Source organism: Acinetobacter sp. UBA2063 (assembly GCF_002333245.1).
GTDB classification, from domain to species: Bacteria; Pseudomonadota; Gammaproteobacteria; order Pseudomonadales; family Moraxellaceae; genus Acinetobacter; species Acinetobacter parvus.
The window spans coordinates 1-16,332 of record NZ_DDAH01000019.1 but is presented as its reverse complement, the minus strand read 5'-3'; the positions used below and the strand labels follow the sequence as shown (position 1 = coordinate 16,332).

Genomic DNA, 16,332 nt, shown 5'->3' with positions numbered 1-16,332 from the left:
TATATAAATTAAAGTAAACTTATAATAGTTATTCAAAAGAAAAGAAGAGGTAAACTATTCTTTTCTTTAAATATATAAGAATTATTTGGCTAGCTCAGCTTCAATCGCACTGACAATACGTTCGTCATCGGCTGTGATGTCTGGTGCAAAACGTGCAACGATCTCGCCATTTTTATTGATGAGGAATTTTTCAAAGTTCCACAACACTTCAGGCGGATTGTTTGGGGTTAAACCATAGTCAACAAGGTCTTTCCACCAAGGACCCTCACCCGTACGTTCAGGAATCGCCTGAGTCAGTGTCTGGTAAAGTGGGTGCTTATCATCACCTGCAACAGAGATTTTGGCGAAAAGTGGGAAATGCACGTCATAGTTGAGAGAGCAGAATTGTTCAATCTCATCGTTTGTGCCTGGCTCTTGCTCTAAGAAGTTATTGGCAGGGAAACCTAAAATTTCCAGCCCCTGATCTTTTTTGGCCTGATAAAGTTTTTCCAAACCCTCATATTGTGGTGTCAAACCACATTTTGACGCAACGTTGACGATCAATAGGACTTTACCCTGATATTGATCAAGGTCAACATCCTGACCCTTAATGTCCTTAACTGGAATGTGGTAAACCGATTGGCTCATGTGATTATCCTAATCTGTTGTTGTGCAAGACCTGTTTGTTTTAACTGCTATTCAGCCAGAGTGCAATGCTGTTGAGATGAATCCATACAAATAATCCATGAAAACAGGGCGTTCTTTAAATGGAGGCGTTTTTAAGCTGGATGGGGTCTGGCCTGTATAGCGTTTAAAGAACTCTATAAAGCTGGAACTGTGGTGGTAGTCTATCTTTCCATCGTTGATCGCACCATTATTATGGATGTTGGCAGTACAGGCGATTGGCCCAAACCGTACCAGTATTTTTATCAACCTGATGCCTGTGTTTACCGCAATTATTGCCAGCCTCTGGTTGTCTGAACAATGGACGATCCACCATAGCATTGGTGGTGTGATGATTCTGGTGGGTATTGTGATGGCACAGAAGAAAACGGTGAAAGCACCAGCCACACGGGTGAAATCAGCCTAATTCAGGTTCGATAAAGGTGTGTTTGTTGAAAATAAAAACAAACACACCAAAAAATTTATCTAATGAGCATTCTTTCTATATGATTTACAAATATATTTTAAAGTGTGACTAAATTTGTCATCTAAAAAAAGCTGAATAAAAATAGAAATATAATTTTATTAAAATAATGAAAGTGACAAAAATGGTACGTTTTTCACATTTTTTGTTAGAGAAATAATATATTTGTATAAGTTGAACAATTGTTCTATAATACCGCCCGCAGCAGGCTGATTCGTTATGAGAATGAAGAAGTTGCTTACCAAATTTGTGAACCCTCTGGATGTGATTATCCACATCCTTTTTATGCTCAGTTATCCCTATATAACTGAGCTTTTTTTTGTCTGCTCTTCACCGAATTATATGATTAATGTACTAAGCACGAATCACTTCACCTGTAAGTGCATTTAAGATTCGGCTCGGTTGCTGGCTCAGTCCCAGATCACCCTTTAGGTAATGCAGCGATGAGGCAAAGTAATCCTGTGCCTGTTGCAGGCTATGTGCAGGTGTTAAACCCGCAGGATTGGCACTGGTTGAAACAATAAAGCCACCAAAGCTGTTGCACAGCCCAACACACAGGGGATGGGTGGTCACACGTACCGCGACAAGGGGATGCTGTCCCTTAATCCAGTCTGGAATGTGCTGATCGGCAGGGAGTAGCCAGGTGGTGGCACGCTCTGTCGGCAAACGGTCGGACCAGCTTGCAATGACTTGCTGGCGAATATCGGCTGTTAAGCTTTGTAGTAAGTGTTCAACCTGATCAAGGTGCCCAGCCAGTAAAATCACCCCTTTTTCCATTGGACGATGTTTCAGTTCCAAAATGTGCTGAAACGCCTGTTCATTGAATGGATCACAGCCCAACCCCCAGACGGCTTCAGTGGGATAGGCAAGCACTTCACCCTGTTTTAATAGTTGTGCCGCTTCAGAAATGGAGGATGTGATCATGCGAAAACTGAGAATCAAGGGATAGATGTTGCTAGTTTAATGCATTGGGCGGCAACGTAAATAGCGTCCACCTTGCTGGATACATAAACCGAGCAATTCCAGTTCCATTAACTGGGCGGTGAGGTCAGCAATCGATGCTGAATAGCGCTGGGCAAGTTGGTCGAGGTCTTGTCCAACCCAGTCCAGTATCTGGTAGAGTTCGATCAGGTGCGTAGGCAGGCTGGGTGGTGGAGGTACTGTTTCTTTGGGTTCTTCAACACGTTGTTGCTGGGCTTGCCATTGGGTTGGTAAAGCCAGATCTTCAATGATCTGTTCAGGATGGTCAACCAGGGTTGCACCCTCCCGAATCAGTTGATGGCAACCTTGATGATGCTCGCTGTAAATATGTCCAGGAATGGCGAAGACCATTTTGCCCTGATTTGCCGCTGCATTTGCCGTGGTGATGGAACCGCTTTTTAATGCCGCCTCCACCACCAACACGCCAAGGCTCAAGCCGCTGACAATACGGTTACGCCGTGGAAAAAACGCGGCTAAAGGCAGGGTGGCAGGCAAGAACTCAGTCACAATTGCGCCCGATTGACGAATTTCTTCGGCTAATTGTTTATGCTGGGCAGGATAAATGGTATCCAGTCCTGTGCCCATCACTGCAATGGTTCGCTGATGCGCCAGTCCACCACGATGTGCTGCCTCATCAATACCATGTGCCAGACCACTGCTGATATAAAAGCCTTTTTCACTTAAATAATAGCCAAAGTCATAGGCCATTTGCCGTCCATGAGGGCTGGGCTTGCGGCTGCCCACTACAGCGATTTGGGGTTGTAACAGTGCCGATGCCTGTCCCTGCCCAAATAAAATCGGTGGGTGGTCTGAATAGGGCAATAGCTGGGTTGGATAGCCGATATCGTCAGGCGTTAAGATGAAGTCACTGTGTTTTTGAATGAGTTGAACGGTCTGTGCAAATTGTTGCTGCCCCTGCGCAGTCTGGAATTCCTGCAAACGTTTTAAATGACTGGCATGTAGGCCAAGTTGCTGCCATTCTGCAAAGCGGTTGGGTTGAGTTGCCTGTTCACAACTGCCAAAGTGATGAAGAATTTTTGGAAAACTGGAGAGCGAATGTTGAACCAAATACCACACCAAAACAGTGGCGTAGTGCTGAGGTGATAATTGATCCAACATGGGTCTTTAGGACTTAGTCATCAAGACGAGGTGGCTTGATGTTTGAACCAATCTTTATTGGCAGTTCACTTTCCAGCACGTATGCATAGCTGATACGGTCAAAACTCTTAAAGATCATGACACTGCCCACATATTGTCCAGGAAGTTTAACGGCTTCCTTGGTTTTAGGGTCACGAACAGTTTCACCATCCTGATAGGTGCTGAAAACCTGTCCGATCTCAATACCGTCAGCCGTACCACGGTCTACGGTCACCACGCCGTTTTTCGCAGCAGTTCCAATTGAACCCATGACACGAATGATCTTGCCGCCATCTTTGACCTGACCTGCATCAGTTGGGTAGAACAGGGTAGGCAGCATGGCATCCTGTTCAGCCATGACGCGGTCGCCACGGCGGACTTCACCATTGTAGCTGTCGGTCAGTTCAACCGTAGTGATGTCATTTTCGTTGCGAATGGCAACACCCGAAGCGACTTGGGTTAACTCAATGCCAAGCACCTGTTTTTTGCCTTTCTCATCCAGCACCACATATGGTTCGCCCTCACGGAACACACCATAGCGTTGACCATTTTCAAGACCCTTACCACGGACATAAACGCTCTGGCCCTTGCCTGCAAGAACGCGGTTGTCTGCGGTGCCCAGAATATACGGTGTATTGGCAATCGCATCGGCTGGAAGTACCGAGGTGCGTTCCAGCCATTGTTGAATATGAGCTAATGGAATAACCGGGACGCTATTATTCAAAGCTTCAATGCGAACCTTTGGACGTAAAGTAGAAGTATTGCCAGAGTAACGACGAATGATACCGTCACAACCATCACCTTCATCTTTACCGATCAGTGGTTTACCGTTCAAACTACAAAGTAGTAGTTTGTCCCCTGGATAAATCCAGTGTGGGTTTTTAACATGTTTGTTGCTTGCCCAGATTTCAGGCCAGCGCCACGGCTTGCTTAAAAACTTGCCCGAAATGTCCCAGAGGGTATCGCCTTTTTTCACCACATAAACATGCGGTGCGCCTGCTTTCACTGACGGTGGGCTGACATTCGGACTGGCTGCATGGGTCAGGTTTACCGTCATGCCCAATCCAGCACAAATTGCAGCAGCAATTAGTTGTTTTTTTAACCCCAAGGCATGAAATGATTGTATGCCGTTTAAAACCTTTTTCATTATCATAATTCCTAAAAATTATCTGTGTAGTTGCGCTATAATAACGACTTTACACACAATTTTTTGATCAAGCATTCCCTTCAGTTGGTTTTTTGATCAATGGCATAAGTGAGGAACAGTATGGCCTTATTACCTATTTTAAGTTTTCCTGATCCCCGTCTTCGTACCATTGCCAAGCCAGTCGAAGAAGTCACTGATGATATTCGTCAGCTTGCAGCAGATATGTTAGAAACCATGTACGAGGCACCGGGTATAGGTTTAGCGGCAACTCAGGTTGATCATCATATTCAGCTTATTGTCATGGACCTTTCTGAAGAGAAAAATCAACCGATGGTGTTCATCAACCCCAAAGTCACTCCACTGACTCAAGAGACTCAGCCCTACGAAGAAGGCTGTCTCTCTGTGCCTCAAATATACGATAAAGTTGCGCGTCCGTCACGTGTAAAAATTGAAGCAATTAACCTTGATGGTCAAGCATTTGAATTAGAAGCTGACGAACTTCTCGCAGTTTGTATCCAACATGAAATGGATCACTTAAATGGAAAACTGTTTGTAGACTATTTATCGCCATTGAAACGTCAACGTGCACGTGAAAAAGTTGAAAAAGTTGTACGTCAACGCGATAAGGAAAAAGTTGCGGTTAAACGTTAACACATGTTTTTCGGTTATTAAAAGTGCCCTTATTGTTTCGTAGTGGTTTAATGCTTGCATTTACCGCAGTCTGTTTACAGATTGCGGTGTTTTTGCAGCCTCTACTGCCGAAGCAATATCAGATTGCACCCGTCTGTGAAACGATTACCCAAGCGTTATTGTTGCCTAAATTAAAAGCTGAACAGCAGTCTGTATCGCACAATATGCATCATCATTCACATCAGCTTGAACAACATCAAAGCTTGATGTCGAAACATGACCACCACGATCCAAACCATCAATGCCAGTACTGTACTGTCTATGCCAATCTGGTATTACCACCAGAATTCGGCGTGAAAGAAGTTTTAGTCCGAATCCAAATCCGTTTAGTCGCGTATCAACAGGCATTTAAGCATATTTATTTTGCACTGCAACGGCTATTCTTATTACCTCAAGGGCGAGCACCGCCACTCTTTGCATAAATTAAAACGTCAATTTCATTAGGGTTTTTAAAACTCTAGCCTCGTTTTACTTATGTTTTAAGAGAGACTAATCATGGCTCAACCTAAATTTTTATTACAACCGCTGACGGTTGCGATTCTTGCTGCTTCAAATTCTGCGGTGCTATGGGCAAATACTGAAACTCAGTCACAAACTCAAATGGCTCAAGTCACACTTGCACCGATTGTTGTCACTGCACAGCTCGCAAATGATGCGAATGGTTTGATTGTACACAGTGACCCTAAACAACCGATTCAACCTGTTCCTGCTTCGGATGGTGCTGCATATTTGAAAACTATTCCTGGTTTTAGCAGTATAGGCAGTGGGGGAACCAATGGTGATATCAGTTTTAGAGGAATGTTTGGTTCACGAATTAAAGTATTGAATGATGGTTCTGAGGAACTGGGTGCTTGTCCAGCACGTATGGATAATCCAACTTCATATATTTCACCTGAGAGTTTTGATCGTATTACCGTGATTAAAGGACCTCAAACCGTTCGCTATCCAACACCTGGTTCGGCAGCAACTGTTTTATTTGAAAGAGATCCAGTGAAATTCGATCAAAATCAAAACTATAAAGGTCAAGCGAGTGTGGTTGCAGGCTCATACGGTCGATTAGATCATAATGTAGATGCGGCGATTGGCAATGACACTGCTTATGCACGTATTAATGCGAACCGTTCTGTCGCCAATGACTATCAAGATGGTGATGGTAAGGACGTTCATTCAAATTGGGAGCGTTGGGGTGCTGATCTTGCCTTAGGATGGACACCAACTGAAAACACGTGGATTGAATTGCAGGGTGGAAAAGGCGATGGTGAGTCGGCTTACGCGGGACGTTCGCTTGATGGATCGCAATTTAAACGTGAAAGTCTGGGACTACATCTAGAACAACGCAATATTAGTGAGGTGATTAAAAAAATCGAAGCACAAGTTGATTATAGTTTTAATGATCACATTATGGATAATTTCAGTTTGAGAGATGTGCCAGTAGGTGGTATGCCTATGGCAATGGACGTCACTCGCCGTACGCTTAATGCAAGAGCAGCGATCACGACAGATTGGGATAAAATCAGTCTCGTTTCAGGACTTGATTCTCAGCATAATAAGCAAGCGGGTAATATGTACATGCGTGGTCAGTTGCCGCCAGCAATGGATGAGACTCTCAGCTTTCAAAGTTATGGTGCATTTACTGAAGCTACCATTCCTGTAAATGATAATAATAAAGTGATTACAGGCGCTCGTATTGACCATGTGGAAATTGAAAATCTAGCGAGCAATAAATCGCGTAAAAATACTGTACCTAGTGGTTTTATTCGCCTAGAAAATCTCATGCCGCAACATGATTTGAAAAGCTATATTGGTTTAGGTTATGTAGAACGTACGCCTGATTTCTGGGAAATTTATCGGACAGTATTACCATCGACAAACATGGGTATGGATGACATGAATGGTCATGGCGGTCATGGCGGTCATGGCGGTCATGGCAATATGCCAATGCCGAGTGCAACCAGAACGATGGATGACTTGGAATATCTAGACAATGAAAAAACGCTCCAACTTGATTTGGGTTATCAACTTGATCATGGGAAATATAATAGCTGGGCATCTGCTTATGTTGGTGTGATTAAAGACTTTATGTTGATCAGCTATGATGATCCTGATAATGAGATGCTTACCCCGAAAATTCGTAATGTAGATGCCACGATTGCAGGCGCAGAATTAGGTGTAGGCTATAAATTTACAGATCAAATCCAAACCGATTTGAGTGCAATGTATGCGTGGGGAGAAAATACCACGGACAATAAGCCATTACCGCAAATCGCACCTTTGGAAGCACGCTTGAACTTGCGTTATATCGCTGATAATTATTCTTTAGGTCTGTTATGGCGTGTTGTTGCGAAACAAGATCGTATTAGCAAGAACGAAGGAAATATAGTTGGCTATGACATGGGTGAAAGTAAGGCTTTTAACACGCTGTCTTTAAATGGTGCCTATAAACTGACTCAAAATGTTGAGTTATCGGTCGGGATTGATAATATCCTTGATGAGACATATGCCGAACACTTAAATAAAGGTGGTGCTGCAACAGGTTTTTATCCTGCTGATACGCAATATAACAATATTGGTCGAAACTATTGGACTCGAATCAGTATGAAATTCTAAGCTATAAAAAAACAAGGTGGGTTTGCCACCTTGTTTTATTTTTAAGTTAAGCCAAACAGTCTTGTTTTGGCATTAAGCTATCGCAGTACAACGGATTAAGTGCACATTGCAAATCATCAATTTGTTCTTGAGTGACATAGCCTTTGGCTGTGAGATATTCAGCCACACGATCATCGCGCAAGCTTAAAAATGCCGCATCATAAACACCTAAATCTACAAATAAAGCTGCTGTTTCAAGGCTATTAAAATGATCAAGAAAAACATCATTTTCGTGCATCAAAAAAATGTGTGTCAGTTCTGCATTGGCATCTACGTTTAAACGTTGTGCTAATTGCTCTGGGCGAGTGTTAATAAATAATAAATCTGATAGTTCATCGAACTGACTTTTATCCAGTTGATTTTCGCCATCTTTGACATGAGCTAACCATGCTTTAAAGACCAGCACGGCACCACCACGAAGTAGCATACTCCACATTTGATGACGAGTTTCATGATCCAAATGAGCGGATTCTGTTTCTAATACATCCAAGAATTTTTGTTCTTGTAACGCTAGCTTTTCAAATAGCCCTAGACCCTGTGGCTGATAAGCTGCTGGTGCAAATACATCAAAATTCAGCTCATGGAATACATTGAGGGCAAGGGGGGCGGCTGCTTGATAAAGTGTATTCAATGCTTTTAGATGAGTATCATTTAAGTTGCTCTGTACAAAAATATTCTGCCAGTTGAGCTCTGGTAATAAGGCGTTGGCACTGTATTGGCGGTAAAATTGTTGTGAGGTATGCTCAGAGGTGAGGTGACTACTATTCATGATCAATGTCCTTTGTGATAGTTTTGCTAGAAACCTAAACGCATGAAAAATGGCTTCTATCAAGTTGATCAATTTTTGCCTGTTTATGGATGCAAGTAGAATACGGCTAAAGTTGTATACGTGGTTTTTATGGGAATATTTATTAATAAAAACAATATTTTAATTAATTGTAAGTAAGTGTACAAACGTTCACTATTGTAAGTGAACGTTTTTGCCATAGCCAATAATTTTTTGAGCACTTTGGTCAATTTTTTGTCATTTTAGTACTCTTTTTTTGATAATTTTTGCCTATGTTTCAAAATATTTTGCCATTTAGCCCATCGGCATGATTTTTAAGCCTGATAACCATGCGCGTAATCCAGCAGGTTTCAGTGGTTTTCTCAGCAAAACAATATTCTGTCGCTTTAGGCACTGAGGAAGTTCTGGATCGGAATCTGCAGTAATCAGGGCAACAGGAATATGTGCAGGGCGATATTGTTCAATAAAATCTAAGCCGCGTTGATCATGATTTAAATGCTGATCTATTAACCAGACCTGAATATCTTCCTGTTCAATCAGCCTGAGCGCCTCCGCAGGTTCAGTCGCGGTAAAAATCTGGTAGCCCCACTTACTTAATAAGGTCCGCATGCCTTGCAGAATGGTTTCATCATTGTCCAGACACAGCACTTTATAAGCAGTGTGTTGCAGTGCGGTCACATGCGGTGTAGTCGCTTCAATTTTTGGTGCTTCGGCGAGCGGTACTTCGATCATAAAGCAAGAGCCTTTACCTAATTCTGAATAGACATGCACTGGGAAATCCAGCAGGCTGGTCATACGCTGCACGATTGCAAGTCCTAATCCCAGACCTTGCTCACCCCAGGGCGAGGTATGACCGCAACGCTCAAATTCCTGAAACAGTTTCACGCGTTGCTGTTCATTGATGCCAGGTCCTGTATCCCAAACACCGATTCGAATATGTTTTGGACGTTGTGCTGAACGCAGTACACCCACTACCACACGACCCTGTGCGGTATAGCGCAGAGCATTGCTGACAAAGTTCTGTATAATGCGGCGCATCCATTGCGGGTCGGTATCCACCCAGAACCTGGTGTCGTGAACAGAGAACTGGATATTGCGCTGTGCGGCAATCGACTTAAATTGTAGTTCGAGGTCATTTAACAGGTCATGCAGTGAATAGGCCTGACGTTTTGGCTGAATGGTTCCGCCCTCCAGACGTGCGATGTCCAGTAGGGCAGAGAGCATGCTTTCCGCACCATACAGGGCACGGTCCAGTTGCTGTAAGGTTTGTTGATCTTCAGTTGAGCTGACACTCTGTTCCAGCGCGGTGCTGAACAGGCGTGCTGCATGCATCGGTTGCAGCAGGTCGTGGCTGGCCGCTGCCAAAAATCGACTTTTCGACTGGTTGGCCTTGTCGGCTTGTTCCAGTGCCAATTTCTGTTCGGTCAGGGCATTGGCAAGCTGCTGGGTACGGTCATTGACCCGTTCTTCCAGCACCGCCTCATTTTCACGGAACGCGGTAATATCGGCAAAGGTAGTGACAAAGCCGCCGCCCTCAATAGGGGTGCCGCGCATCTGGATCACCAGACCATCCTTGCGAATCCGTTCAAATTCATGCGCACTGCCGACTTTCATCCAGTGAATCCGTTTATTTACATGCTCCTCAACCGAACCTGGTCCACATTCACCCTGTTCCGCGTTATAACGGATTAAATCAGCAATCGGGCATCCCACATAAACCAGATCTTTGGGATAATCAAACAGTTTCAGGTACTGGTTGTTCCATGCCACCAGACACATATTTTTATCCACCACACTGACCCCCTGTGTCATGTGGTCAATCATGGTCATCAACAGGTTTTGGTTAAAACGCTGCCACTGGGAGGCCTGATCCAGAATATTCGCTACCTGCCCCAAAGCCAGTCCGTTATTGATCATGGCAGTAGTGAGTAAGGTACGGGCAGAGGCCGCGCCAATAATTCCCGCCAGATACTGTTCAGTAAAACGCCACCACATGCCATTGGCGACATGGTTTTCATTGAGGATGGTATGGTTTTGCTCACAGAATTGCTGGAACGCCTGTATGGTTAGTCGGTCCCCTGTAATCCGTTTTGCCAAAGCCAGCAGATCACCCACTTTAAGCCGTGACCCATTTTGGTGTAGGTCGGTCAGGTCGGTATTTGACTGAGCGGATGGCAAAGGCTTGCTTTCATAGTAAAAAAAGCTTTCAGCCTGAATCTGTTCAGCAACGCTTGGGCGATACAGGCGCGAGACCCAGATATATGAAACCACGTTCAACCCCAAAGACCACAGCACCCCGTGAGTCAAAGGCGCAAAGGACTTAAAGCCGAGCAGCGCTTCTGGACGCAGGGCGTTGATGTCAAATGGGCCAAACAGCAACAAATGCTGGGCAAAAGCCTGATAATGCTCAGGCAGGCTGCGCAACACCGTTGGGAAAAGCAAGGTGTAGCTCCACATGGCAAAGCCGATCAACAGGCCTGCATACACGCCCTGACGGCTTGCGCCACGCCAGTAAAGACCACCAATCAGGGCTGGCGAGAACTGTGCGACGGCACTAAACGCCAGTAGACCAAAAACCGAGAGCTGGTTAATGTCATTGAAGAAATGGAAGAATAAAAAACCCAATGACATCACGCTGACAATACTGAAGCGCCGTGTCAGTTTCAGCACTCGGGGAAGTTGCTGGTCTTGTCGGGAAATAATCTTAAAGCGCCATAGTGCGGGCATGATCAGGTCATTGCTGAGCATGATCGAGAGGGCAACGGATGCCACCAGCAGCATACCTGTGGAGGCGGAGAAACCGCCCAGAAATGCCAGCAGGGTCAACCAGTCCTGTTGGTAGCTGAGCGGCAGGGCCAATACCGCAATATCAGGTGTACCCAGTGACTCAGGCAGCGAGTGTAGCGCCCAACTGGCAATTGGAATAATCGCAATGATGGTCAGGATCAGGTAGGCTGCAAACCAGCGCCGTGCGCCACGAATATGCTTTTCATCCCGTAACTCGACCACCGCCACATGGAACTGGCGTGGCAGGCAAATCATTGCCAGTGCGGCGAGCAGGGTTTGAATCCAGAATGTTTCAGGTACACCAAGCTGCTGGAGGTCATGAAAATGTTGACTGACATCGTTGCTGACTTGTTTAATATTTTCAGGCGATTGCAATAAGAAAAATCCTGCAACACAGAGGAGGGCGAATAATTTCACAAAGGATTCAAAGGCAACCGCCAGCATCAAACCGCCATGCTGTTCGGTATGGGCAATATGACGTGTGCCAAAGATCATCGCCAAAATCGCAAGTACGCCTGTCAGCACCAGCACACTGTTGGTGGTGGTATGGATGTGGGCATTTTGCTCAAGAATCACCGATGCACTCAGCGCAATGGCACGGAGTTGCAGGGCAAGGTAGGGCACAATGGCAATCACGGCAAGGATGGTGACCAGCGCAGCCAGACTGCCACTTTTTCCGTAGCGGGCCGCGACAAAGTCGGCAATCGAGGAAATGGCGTGGTGCTGACGAATACGGCCTAGCCGTCTCCACAGGTCATAACCGAACCAGATAAACAACAGCGGACCCAGATAGATCGGCAGGAAAATCACCCCCTCACGAACCGCAGCGCCTGTGGCACCGTAGAACGTCCATGATGAACAGTACACACCCAGGGTCAGGCTGAACAGCAACATGCGGCCGCGCGGGCTAAGGCGGCTGGCGTGTTTCTCTCCGAAAAACGCGCAGCCGAATAGCACCACAATATACAGGGCAAGTACCCCAATAATCAGCCAACTGTTCATATTGCTCACGTGATCAAGTCCCATTTTTTATCATACTGCGAAGCGCGGAACGTGCGTTAAAACAAGATTACATTTAGAGACCAAAGTCTAAGTTACGAGTCAAGTGGAATCTTGCTAATTTGAATAATGAAAAATCCCATGCGAAATGGGGTCCACGGCTGGACACAAAAATAAGGAGTTAATTATGGATGACTCACAGGTAGAACGTATTCTACAAAATCCAAAGTTTCAAGAAATGGTTAGCAGAAAACGCACTTTAAGTTGGACATTAACAGCAATCATGCTGTTTATCTACGTTGGTTTTATGCTTTTGGTTGGCTATAACAAAGAGTTTCTAGCAAGTTCATTTAGTGGTGGCATTACAACCTGGGGCATGCCCCTCGGTTTAGGCATCATCGTGTTGTCATTTTTATTATGTGGTGTGTATTCATATATCGCCAATACTAAACTCGATCAACTCAATGAAGAAGCACTCAAGGAAGTTGAGGCAATCACACATGAAAAAGGGATGCACTGAGATGAAAGGGACGTCTATTAAAGCGATCATTTTCGCACTTGCAACCTTGTGTAGCTCAGGTATTGCATTTGCTGGTCCTGATTTAGGAGCAGCTGAGCAGCAAGCCACCAACTGGCATGCGATCATTATGTTTATGATCTTTGTTGGTTTCACGCTTTTCATTACCAAATGGGCAGCTAAGCAAACACAATCTACCCAAGATTTCTATACTGCGGGTGGTGGAATCAGTGGTTTCCAAAACGGTTTAGCGATTGCGGGTGACTATATGTCAGCAGCATCGTTCTTGGGTATTTCAGCATTGGTGTTTAGTTCAGGCTTCGATGGCTTGCTTTATTCACTTGGTTTTATGGTCGGTTGGCCGATTGTTCTATTCCTTGTTGCTGAGCGCTTACGTAACTTAGGAAAATATAACCTTTCTGATGTAGTGTCGTTCCGTCTTGAAGAAAAGCCAGTGCGTACTTTAGCGGCAGTGAGTTCATTGGTTGTTGTTGCTTTCTATTTGATTGCTCAAATGGTGGGTGCAGGTCAGTTAATCAAACTACTATTTGGTTTGAACTATAATATCGCGGTTGTGATTGTCGGTTTATTGATGATGGCATACGTGATGTTTGGTGGTATGTTGGCAACAACTTGGGTTCAAATCATCAAAGCGGTGATGCTACTCAGTGGTGCAACATTCATGGCATTCATGGTGATGAAAGCTGTGGGCTTTAGCTTTAGCAATATGTTTAACCAAGCGATTGGTGTATACAGCCAAGCGCATAATATGAGCTTGGATGAAGCTGCAAAAATCATGGGGCCAGGCAAGCTTGCTGCGAATCCAATTGATGCACTTTCTCTTGGTCTTGCCTTGATGTTTGGTACAGCAGGTTTGCCGCACATCTTAATGCGCTTCTTCACAGTAAAAGATGCGAAAGAAGCACGTAAATCAGTTGTTGTTGCAACAGGCTTTATTGGTTATTTCTATCTTTTAACGTTCATTATTGGTTTCGGTGCGATCTTATTCGTTGCAAACAATCCTCAGTTCCTTGATGTTGCGAAAGCGGCTATGACAGGAAAATTAGAGTTGATTGGTGGTAATAATATGGCGGCAGTTCACCTCAGTGATGCTGTTGGTGGTGACCTGTTCATGGGTTTCATTTCAGCAGTTGCATTTGCAACCATCCTTGCTGTAGTTGCTGGCTTAACACTTTCAGGTGCTTCTGCGATTTCACATGACTTATATGCAAACGTATTCAAAAAAGGTAAAACTACGCCTCAATCTGAATTACGTATGTCAAAAATTGCGACTTTAGGTTTAGCAATCTTTGCCATGGTCCTAGGGATTTTGTTCGAAAAACAAAACGTTGCTTTCATGGTTGGTTTGGCATTCTCAGTTGCATGTTGTGCAAACTTCCCAGTACTTGTATTGTCTATGTTCTGGAAAGGTTTAACGACTCGTGGTGCAGTAATTGGTGGTGTGGTTGGCTTGGTGGGTGCGGTAAGTTTAATTATCTTGTCAAAAGCAGTTTGGGTTGATACTTTGGGTATTTCTGAAACTGCGCCAAACCCATTCAATGGTCCAGCATTATTTGCAATGCCATTATCATTCCTTTGCTGTTGGTTCTTCTCTGTAACAGATAAAACTGCGCGTGCAGAGAAAGAGCGTAAAGCGTTCGATGCTCAGTTTGTTCGTTCGCAAACAGGTATTGGTATCTCTGGTGCATCAGATCACTAATTAAATTCGATATCTAAATCAAAGCCCTCATCAATTGAGGGCTTTTTTATGGTTTATTGATGCATACTGGCCAGTTGCTGTGATTGATTGCGATACAATGACAGACCAATTTTCTGTAAATGCCGTCCTTTCTGTTCAAGGAAATGATTTAATTTTGGAATATGTTTGGCGCCTGTATAGAGTGCTAGATTGCGACCAATCAAATAATAGGCAAACCATGAGGCTGACTGTGGTGCCAAACCCAATTTCTGCATTTTTTTACGACCAATAAAGAATTGGGTAATTTCGAGGTGTTGTTTGTAGGCTAGTTTTTGCTGAAAAGAGCGTAGGTAACGATATTTCCGTTCAAAGGGTTCTTTGGAAAGACTAGATCCCAGAGAAATACTGCTCTCATCAGATTGAGGATGTGCAAACTGCATCCAGTAAATCATTTTCCAGCCGTCAGCTTCATTATTCACTAACCATTTTTCTTCAATGCCCATCAACCAGCCCGCATATTTCCAAAAATGCAAAAAGCTATCAACTTCTTGTTTACTCGGAAAAATACCTAAAGCCCGAATACCCAGCAATACCACACCGCTAAAGGCAATATTGGTCATGGCCTGATCATATTGGTTGATGGGCAAACCCCAGGTCTCAGCATCCCATTTTTCAGATTTTTGCAGTTGATGACTCACCAGCGAATGAATAAAACGTACAAAAATGGTTGAGGTAAAACCTTTGCTAAAGCGTTCAAAACCACCTTGTTCAGTGATATCCACCCACCATTTGGTGGTTTCAGCCAGACGGGTGCCCGCCTGTTTCTTTAATGCGCCTGTCAATACCAATGGCTGGTTAAAGCCAGGATACAGATAACCTGTCATGAGGGAAACATCTCTCAGGATGAAGCCATTATTTACACCCAAACGATAGGTAAATTTCAGGGCTTCATCAATCTTGCCTTGATCGTACCAAACGGGTTTTTGTTCAATGAGCTGAAAAAACTCAGTGAGTTCAGGAATCTCATGCGGCAGCTTGTCCAAACCCTCATACAGCGCCGTTTCAAAATACTTACGGTGCTGTTTTGGGTTTTGCAATACCCAGCGCAACACCTGATCCATCGGCTCATCACCACTTTGCAGGGCGTTATTCAATGCCAGATAGTCCTCATAACTTGGCTGGACCTCCTGACGAGTCATATAGCTTAATATTTTGGATTTCACATTCGACTGAATCATGTCTTCAAAAGAAGCCAGACGTTTAGGTTTAACGATGCTTTGCATTGCATAAAGCCCCTGATTGTTATTTAATCAAAGCTTAATATGAATAAATATTCGTATTCAATTCGCATTTCCCTTGAGGCTGAGCATGAGAAAAAGACCCCAGCAGCAACGTGCCAAAATGATCGTGGAAAGCATTTTACAGGGTACACAAAAATGCATTTCTGAATATGGCGTGTTGCATGTCACCACACCTAAAATCTCTGAAAAATCAGGAGTAAGTGTCGGATCAATTTATCAATATTTTGAAAATAAAGAACAGATTGTGGCGGAACTGCTGCTACGTAAAAGTGAGGATCTGGGGCAGGCATTGAAACAGTTGGTGATGCTGCAACAGCAAACCAGTATTCAGGACGTCATCACATTAAGCATTGCCTTTGGCTTTGAATCGTTGAAGTCTGATCAGGGCTTTTTTATTGAAATCTTAAAGAACTGGCATGCCTACAGTGACTCAGATGCGGCACAGGTGCTGGAAAGACATTTTTTGGAAATTGGGATGTACCTGTTTGGGCGTTACTATCCACACTGAGATCGGA

At 44.3% G+C, this 16,332-nt stretch carries 12 protein-coding genes and 3 pseudogenes; 7 read left to right on the top strand and 8 right to left on the bottom strand.

The genetic code is table 11. The features are described 5' to 3' along the window. Window positions 1–81: 81 nt before the first annotated feature. The gene (locus B4H32_RS00820) at window positions 82–627 is read right to left on the bottom strand and encodes a glutathione peroxidase (RefSeq protein ID WP_004674074.1); all 546 of its coding nucleotides are present in this window, start codon (window positions 625–627) and stop codon (window positions 82–84) included. A gap of 115 nt (window positions 628–742) precedes the next feature. Next, window positions 743–831, bottom strand: a pseudogene (locus tag B4H32_RS12785) (AraC family transcriptional regulator); the annotation flags it as partial. Here B4H32_RS12785 and B4H32_RS00815 point away from each other — a divergent pair. Beyond that, a pseudogene (locus B4H32_RS00815) lies at window positions 830–1,069 on the top strand (EamA family transporter); the annotation flags it as partial. The pseudogenes B4H32_RS12785 and B4H32_RS00815 overlap by 2 nt on opposite strands. Before the next feature lie 411 nt (window positions 1,070–1,480). On the opposite strand, the gene B4H32_RS00810 reads toward B4H32_RS00815, so the two are convergent. Genes B4H32_RS00810 through B4H32_RS00800 form a run of 3 tightly spaced genes read right to left on the bottom strand, consistent with a single transcriptional unit; the run spans window position 1,481 to window position 4,391 of the window. Further along, entirely contained in the window at window positions 1,481–2,050 is a 570-nt protein-coding gene (locus B4H32_RS00810) for an L-threonylcarbamoyladenylate synthase (protein WP_004680043.1), read from the bottom strand. 36 nt (window positions 2,051–2,086) lie between these two features. Then, window positions 2,087–3,226, bottom strand: a complete 1,140-nt coding sequence (gene dprA / locus B4H32_RS00805) for a DNA-processing protein DprA (RefSeq protein ID WP_004680041.1) — start codon at window positions 3,224–3,226, stop codon at window positions 2,087–2,089. 13 nt (window positions 3,227–3,239) lie between these two features. After that, window positions 3,240–4,391: a LysM peptidoglycan-binding domain-containing protein gene (locus B4H32_RS00800; RefSeq protein WP_004680040.1), complete on the bottom strand. Its 1,152-nt coding sequence runs from the start codon at window positions 4,389–4,391 to the stop codon at window positions 3,240–3,242. Between the two features lie 120 nt (window positions 4,392–4,511). Between B4H32_RS00800 and def the strand changes: the two genes are divergently transcribed. The 3 genes from def (at window position 4,512) to B4H32_RS00785 (ending at window position 7,688) form a co-directional block, all read left to right on the top strand. Then, the gene (def, locus tag B4H32_RS00795) at window positions 4,512–5,042 is read left to right on the top strand and encodes a peptide deformylase (RefSeq protein WP_004680037.1); all 531 of its coding nucleotides are present in this window, start codon (window positions 4,512–4,514) and stop codon (window positions 5,040–5,042) included. A 50-nt stretch (window positions 5,043–5,092) separates the two neighbouring features. Continuing rightward, complete coding sequence (locus B4H32_RS00790) at window positions 5,093–5,503, top strand: DUF2946 family protein (RefSeq protein WP_004680035.1); 411 nt, start codon at window positions 5,093–5,095, stop codon at window positions 5,501–5,503. A gap of 73 nt (window positions 5,504–5,576) precedes the next feature. After that, window positions 5,577–7,688 (top strand): TonB-dependent receptor domain-containing protein, encoded by a 2,112-nt coding sequence (locus B4H32_RS00785; protein ID WP_004680034.1) that lies wholly within the window; start codon window positions 5,577–5,579, stop codon window positions 7,686–7,688. 46 nt (window positions 7,689–7,734) lie between these two features. Here B4H32_RS00785 and B4H32_RS00780 read toward each other — a convergent pair whose 3' ends face one another. Both B4H32_RS00780 and B4H32_RS00775 read right to left on the bottom strand, forming a co-directional pair. Continuing rightward, the gene (locus tag B4H32_RS00780) at window positions 7,735–8,496 is read right to left on the bottom strand and encodes a hypothetical protein (protein WP_004680033.1); all 762 of its coding nucleotides are present in this window, start codon (window positions 8,494–8,496) and stop codon (window positions 7,735–7,737) included. A gap of 312 nt (window positions 8,497–8,808) precedes the next feature. Next, the gene (locus B4H32_RS00775; RefSeq protein WP_286799195.1) at window positions 8,809–12,303 is read right to left on the bottom strand and encodes a hybrid sensor histidine kinase/response regulator; all 3,495 of its coding nucleotides are present in this window, start codon (window positions 12,301–12,303) and stop codon (window positions 8,809–8,811) included. A gap of 184 nt (window positions 12,304–12,487) precedes the next feature. On the opposite strand from B4H32_RS00775, the gene B4H32_RS00770 reads away from it, so the two are divergent. Then, window positions 12,488–12,820: a DUF485 domain-containing protein gene (locus tag B4H32_RS00770; RefSeq protein ID WP_004680029.1), complete on the top strand. Its 333-nt coding sequence runs from the start codon at window positions 12,488–12,490 to the stop codon at window positions 12,818–12,820. A 1-nt stretch (window position 12,821) separates the two neighbouring features. Beyond that, window positions 12,822–14,537 carry a cation acetate symporter gene (locus tag B4H32_RS00765; protein WP_010589285.1) on the top strand — a complete coding sequence of 572 codons (1,716 nt, stop codon included), beginning with the start codon at window positions 12,822–12,824 and terminating at the stop codon, window positions 14,535–14,537. 53 nt (window positions 14,538–14,590) lie between these two features. Here the strand turns inward: B4H32_RS00765 and B4H32_RS00760 are convergent, their stop codons facing one another. Next, window positions 14,591–15,799 (bottom strand): oxygenase MpaB family protein, encoded by a 1,209-nt coding sequence (locus B4H32_RS00760; RefSeq protein ID WP_004680025.1) that lies wholly within the window; start codon window positions 15,797–15,799, stop codon window positions 14,591–14,593. Window positions 15,800–15,884: 85 nt separating this feature from the next. On the opposite strand from B4H32_RS00760, the pseudogene B4H32_RS00755 reads away from it, so the two are divergent. Next, a pseudogene (locus tag B4H32_RS00755) lies at window positions 15,885–16,322 on the top strand (TetR/AcrR family transcriptional regulator); the annotation flags it as partial. Window positions 16,323–16,332 lie beyond the last annotated feature (10 nt).

Coding starts and splice junctions, on each gene's coding strand:
- B4H32_RS00820 (WP_004674074.1), bottom strand. CDS start 627: ATGAGCCAATCGGTTTACCACATTCCAGTTAAGGACATTAAGGGTCAG.
- B4H32_RS00810 (WP_004680043.1), bottom strand. CDS start 2,050: ATGATCACATCCTCCATTTCTGAAGCGGCACAACTATTAAAACAGGGT.
- dprA (WP_004680041.1), bottom strand. CDS start 3,226: ATGTTGGATCAATTATCACCTCAGCACTACGCCACTGTTTTGGTGTGG.
- B4H32_RS00800 (WP_004680040.1), bottom strand. CDS start 4,391: ATGAAAAAGGTTTTAAACGGCATACAATCATTTCATGCCTTGGGGTTA.
- def (WP_004680037.1), top strand. CDS start 4,512: ATGGCCTTATTACCTATTTTAAGTTTTCCTGATCCCCGTCTTCGTACC.
- B4H32_RS00790 (WP_004680035.1), top strand. CDS start 5,093: ATGCTTGCATTTACCGCAGTCTGTTTACAGATTGCGGTGTTTTTGCAG.
- B4H32_RS00785 (WP_004680034.1), top strand. CDS start 5,577: ATGGCTCAACCTAAATTTTTATTACAACCGCTGACGGTTGCGATTCTT.
- B4H32_RS00780 (WP_004680033.1), bottom strand. CDS start 8,496: ATGAATAGTAGTCACCTCACCTCTGAGCATACCTCACAACAATTTTAC.
- B4H32_RS00775 (WP_286799195.1), bottom strand. CDS start 12,303: ATGAACAGTTGGCTGATTATTGGGGTACTTGCCCTGTATATTGTGGTG.
- B4H32_RS00770 (WP_004680029.1), top strand. CDS start 12,488: ATGGATGACTCACAGGTAGAACGTATTCTACAAAATCCAAAGTTTCAA.
- B4H32_RS00765 (WP_010589285.1), top strand. CDS start 12,822: ATGAAAGGGACGTCTATTAAAGCGATCATTTTCGCACTTGCAACCTTG.
- B4H32_RS00760 (WP_004680025.1), bottom strand. CDS start 15,799: ATGCAAAGCATCGTTAAACCTAAACGTCTGGCTTCTTTTGAAGACATG.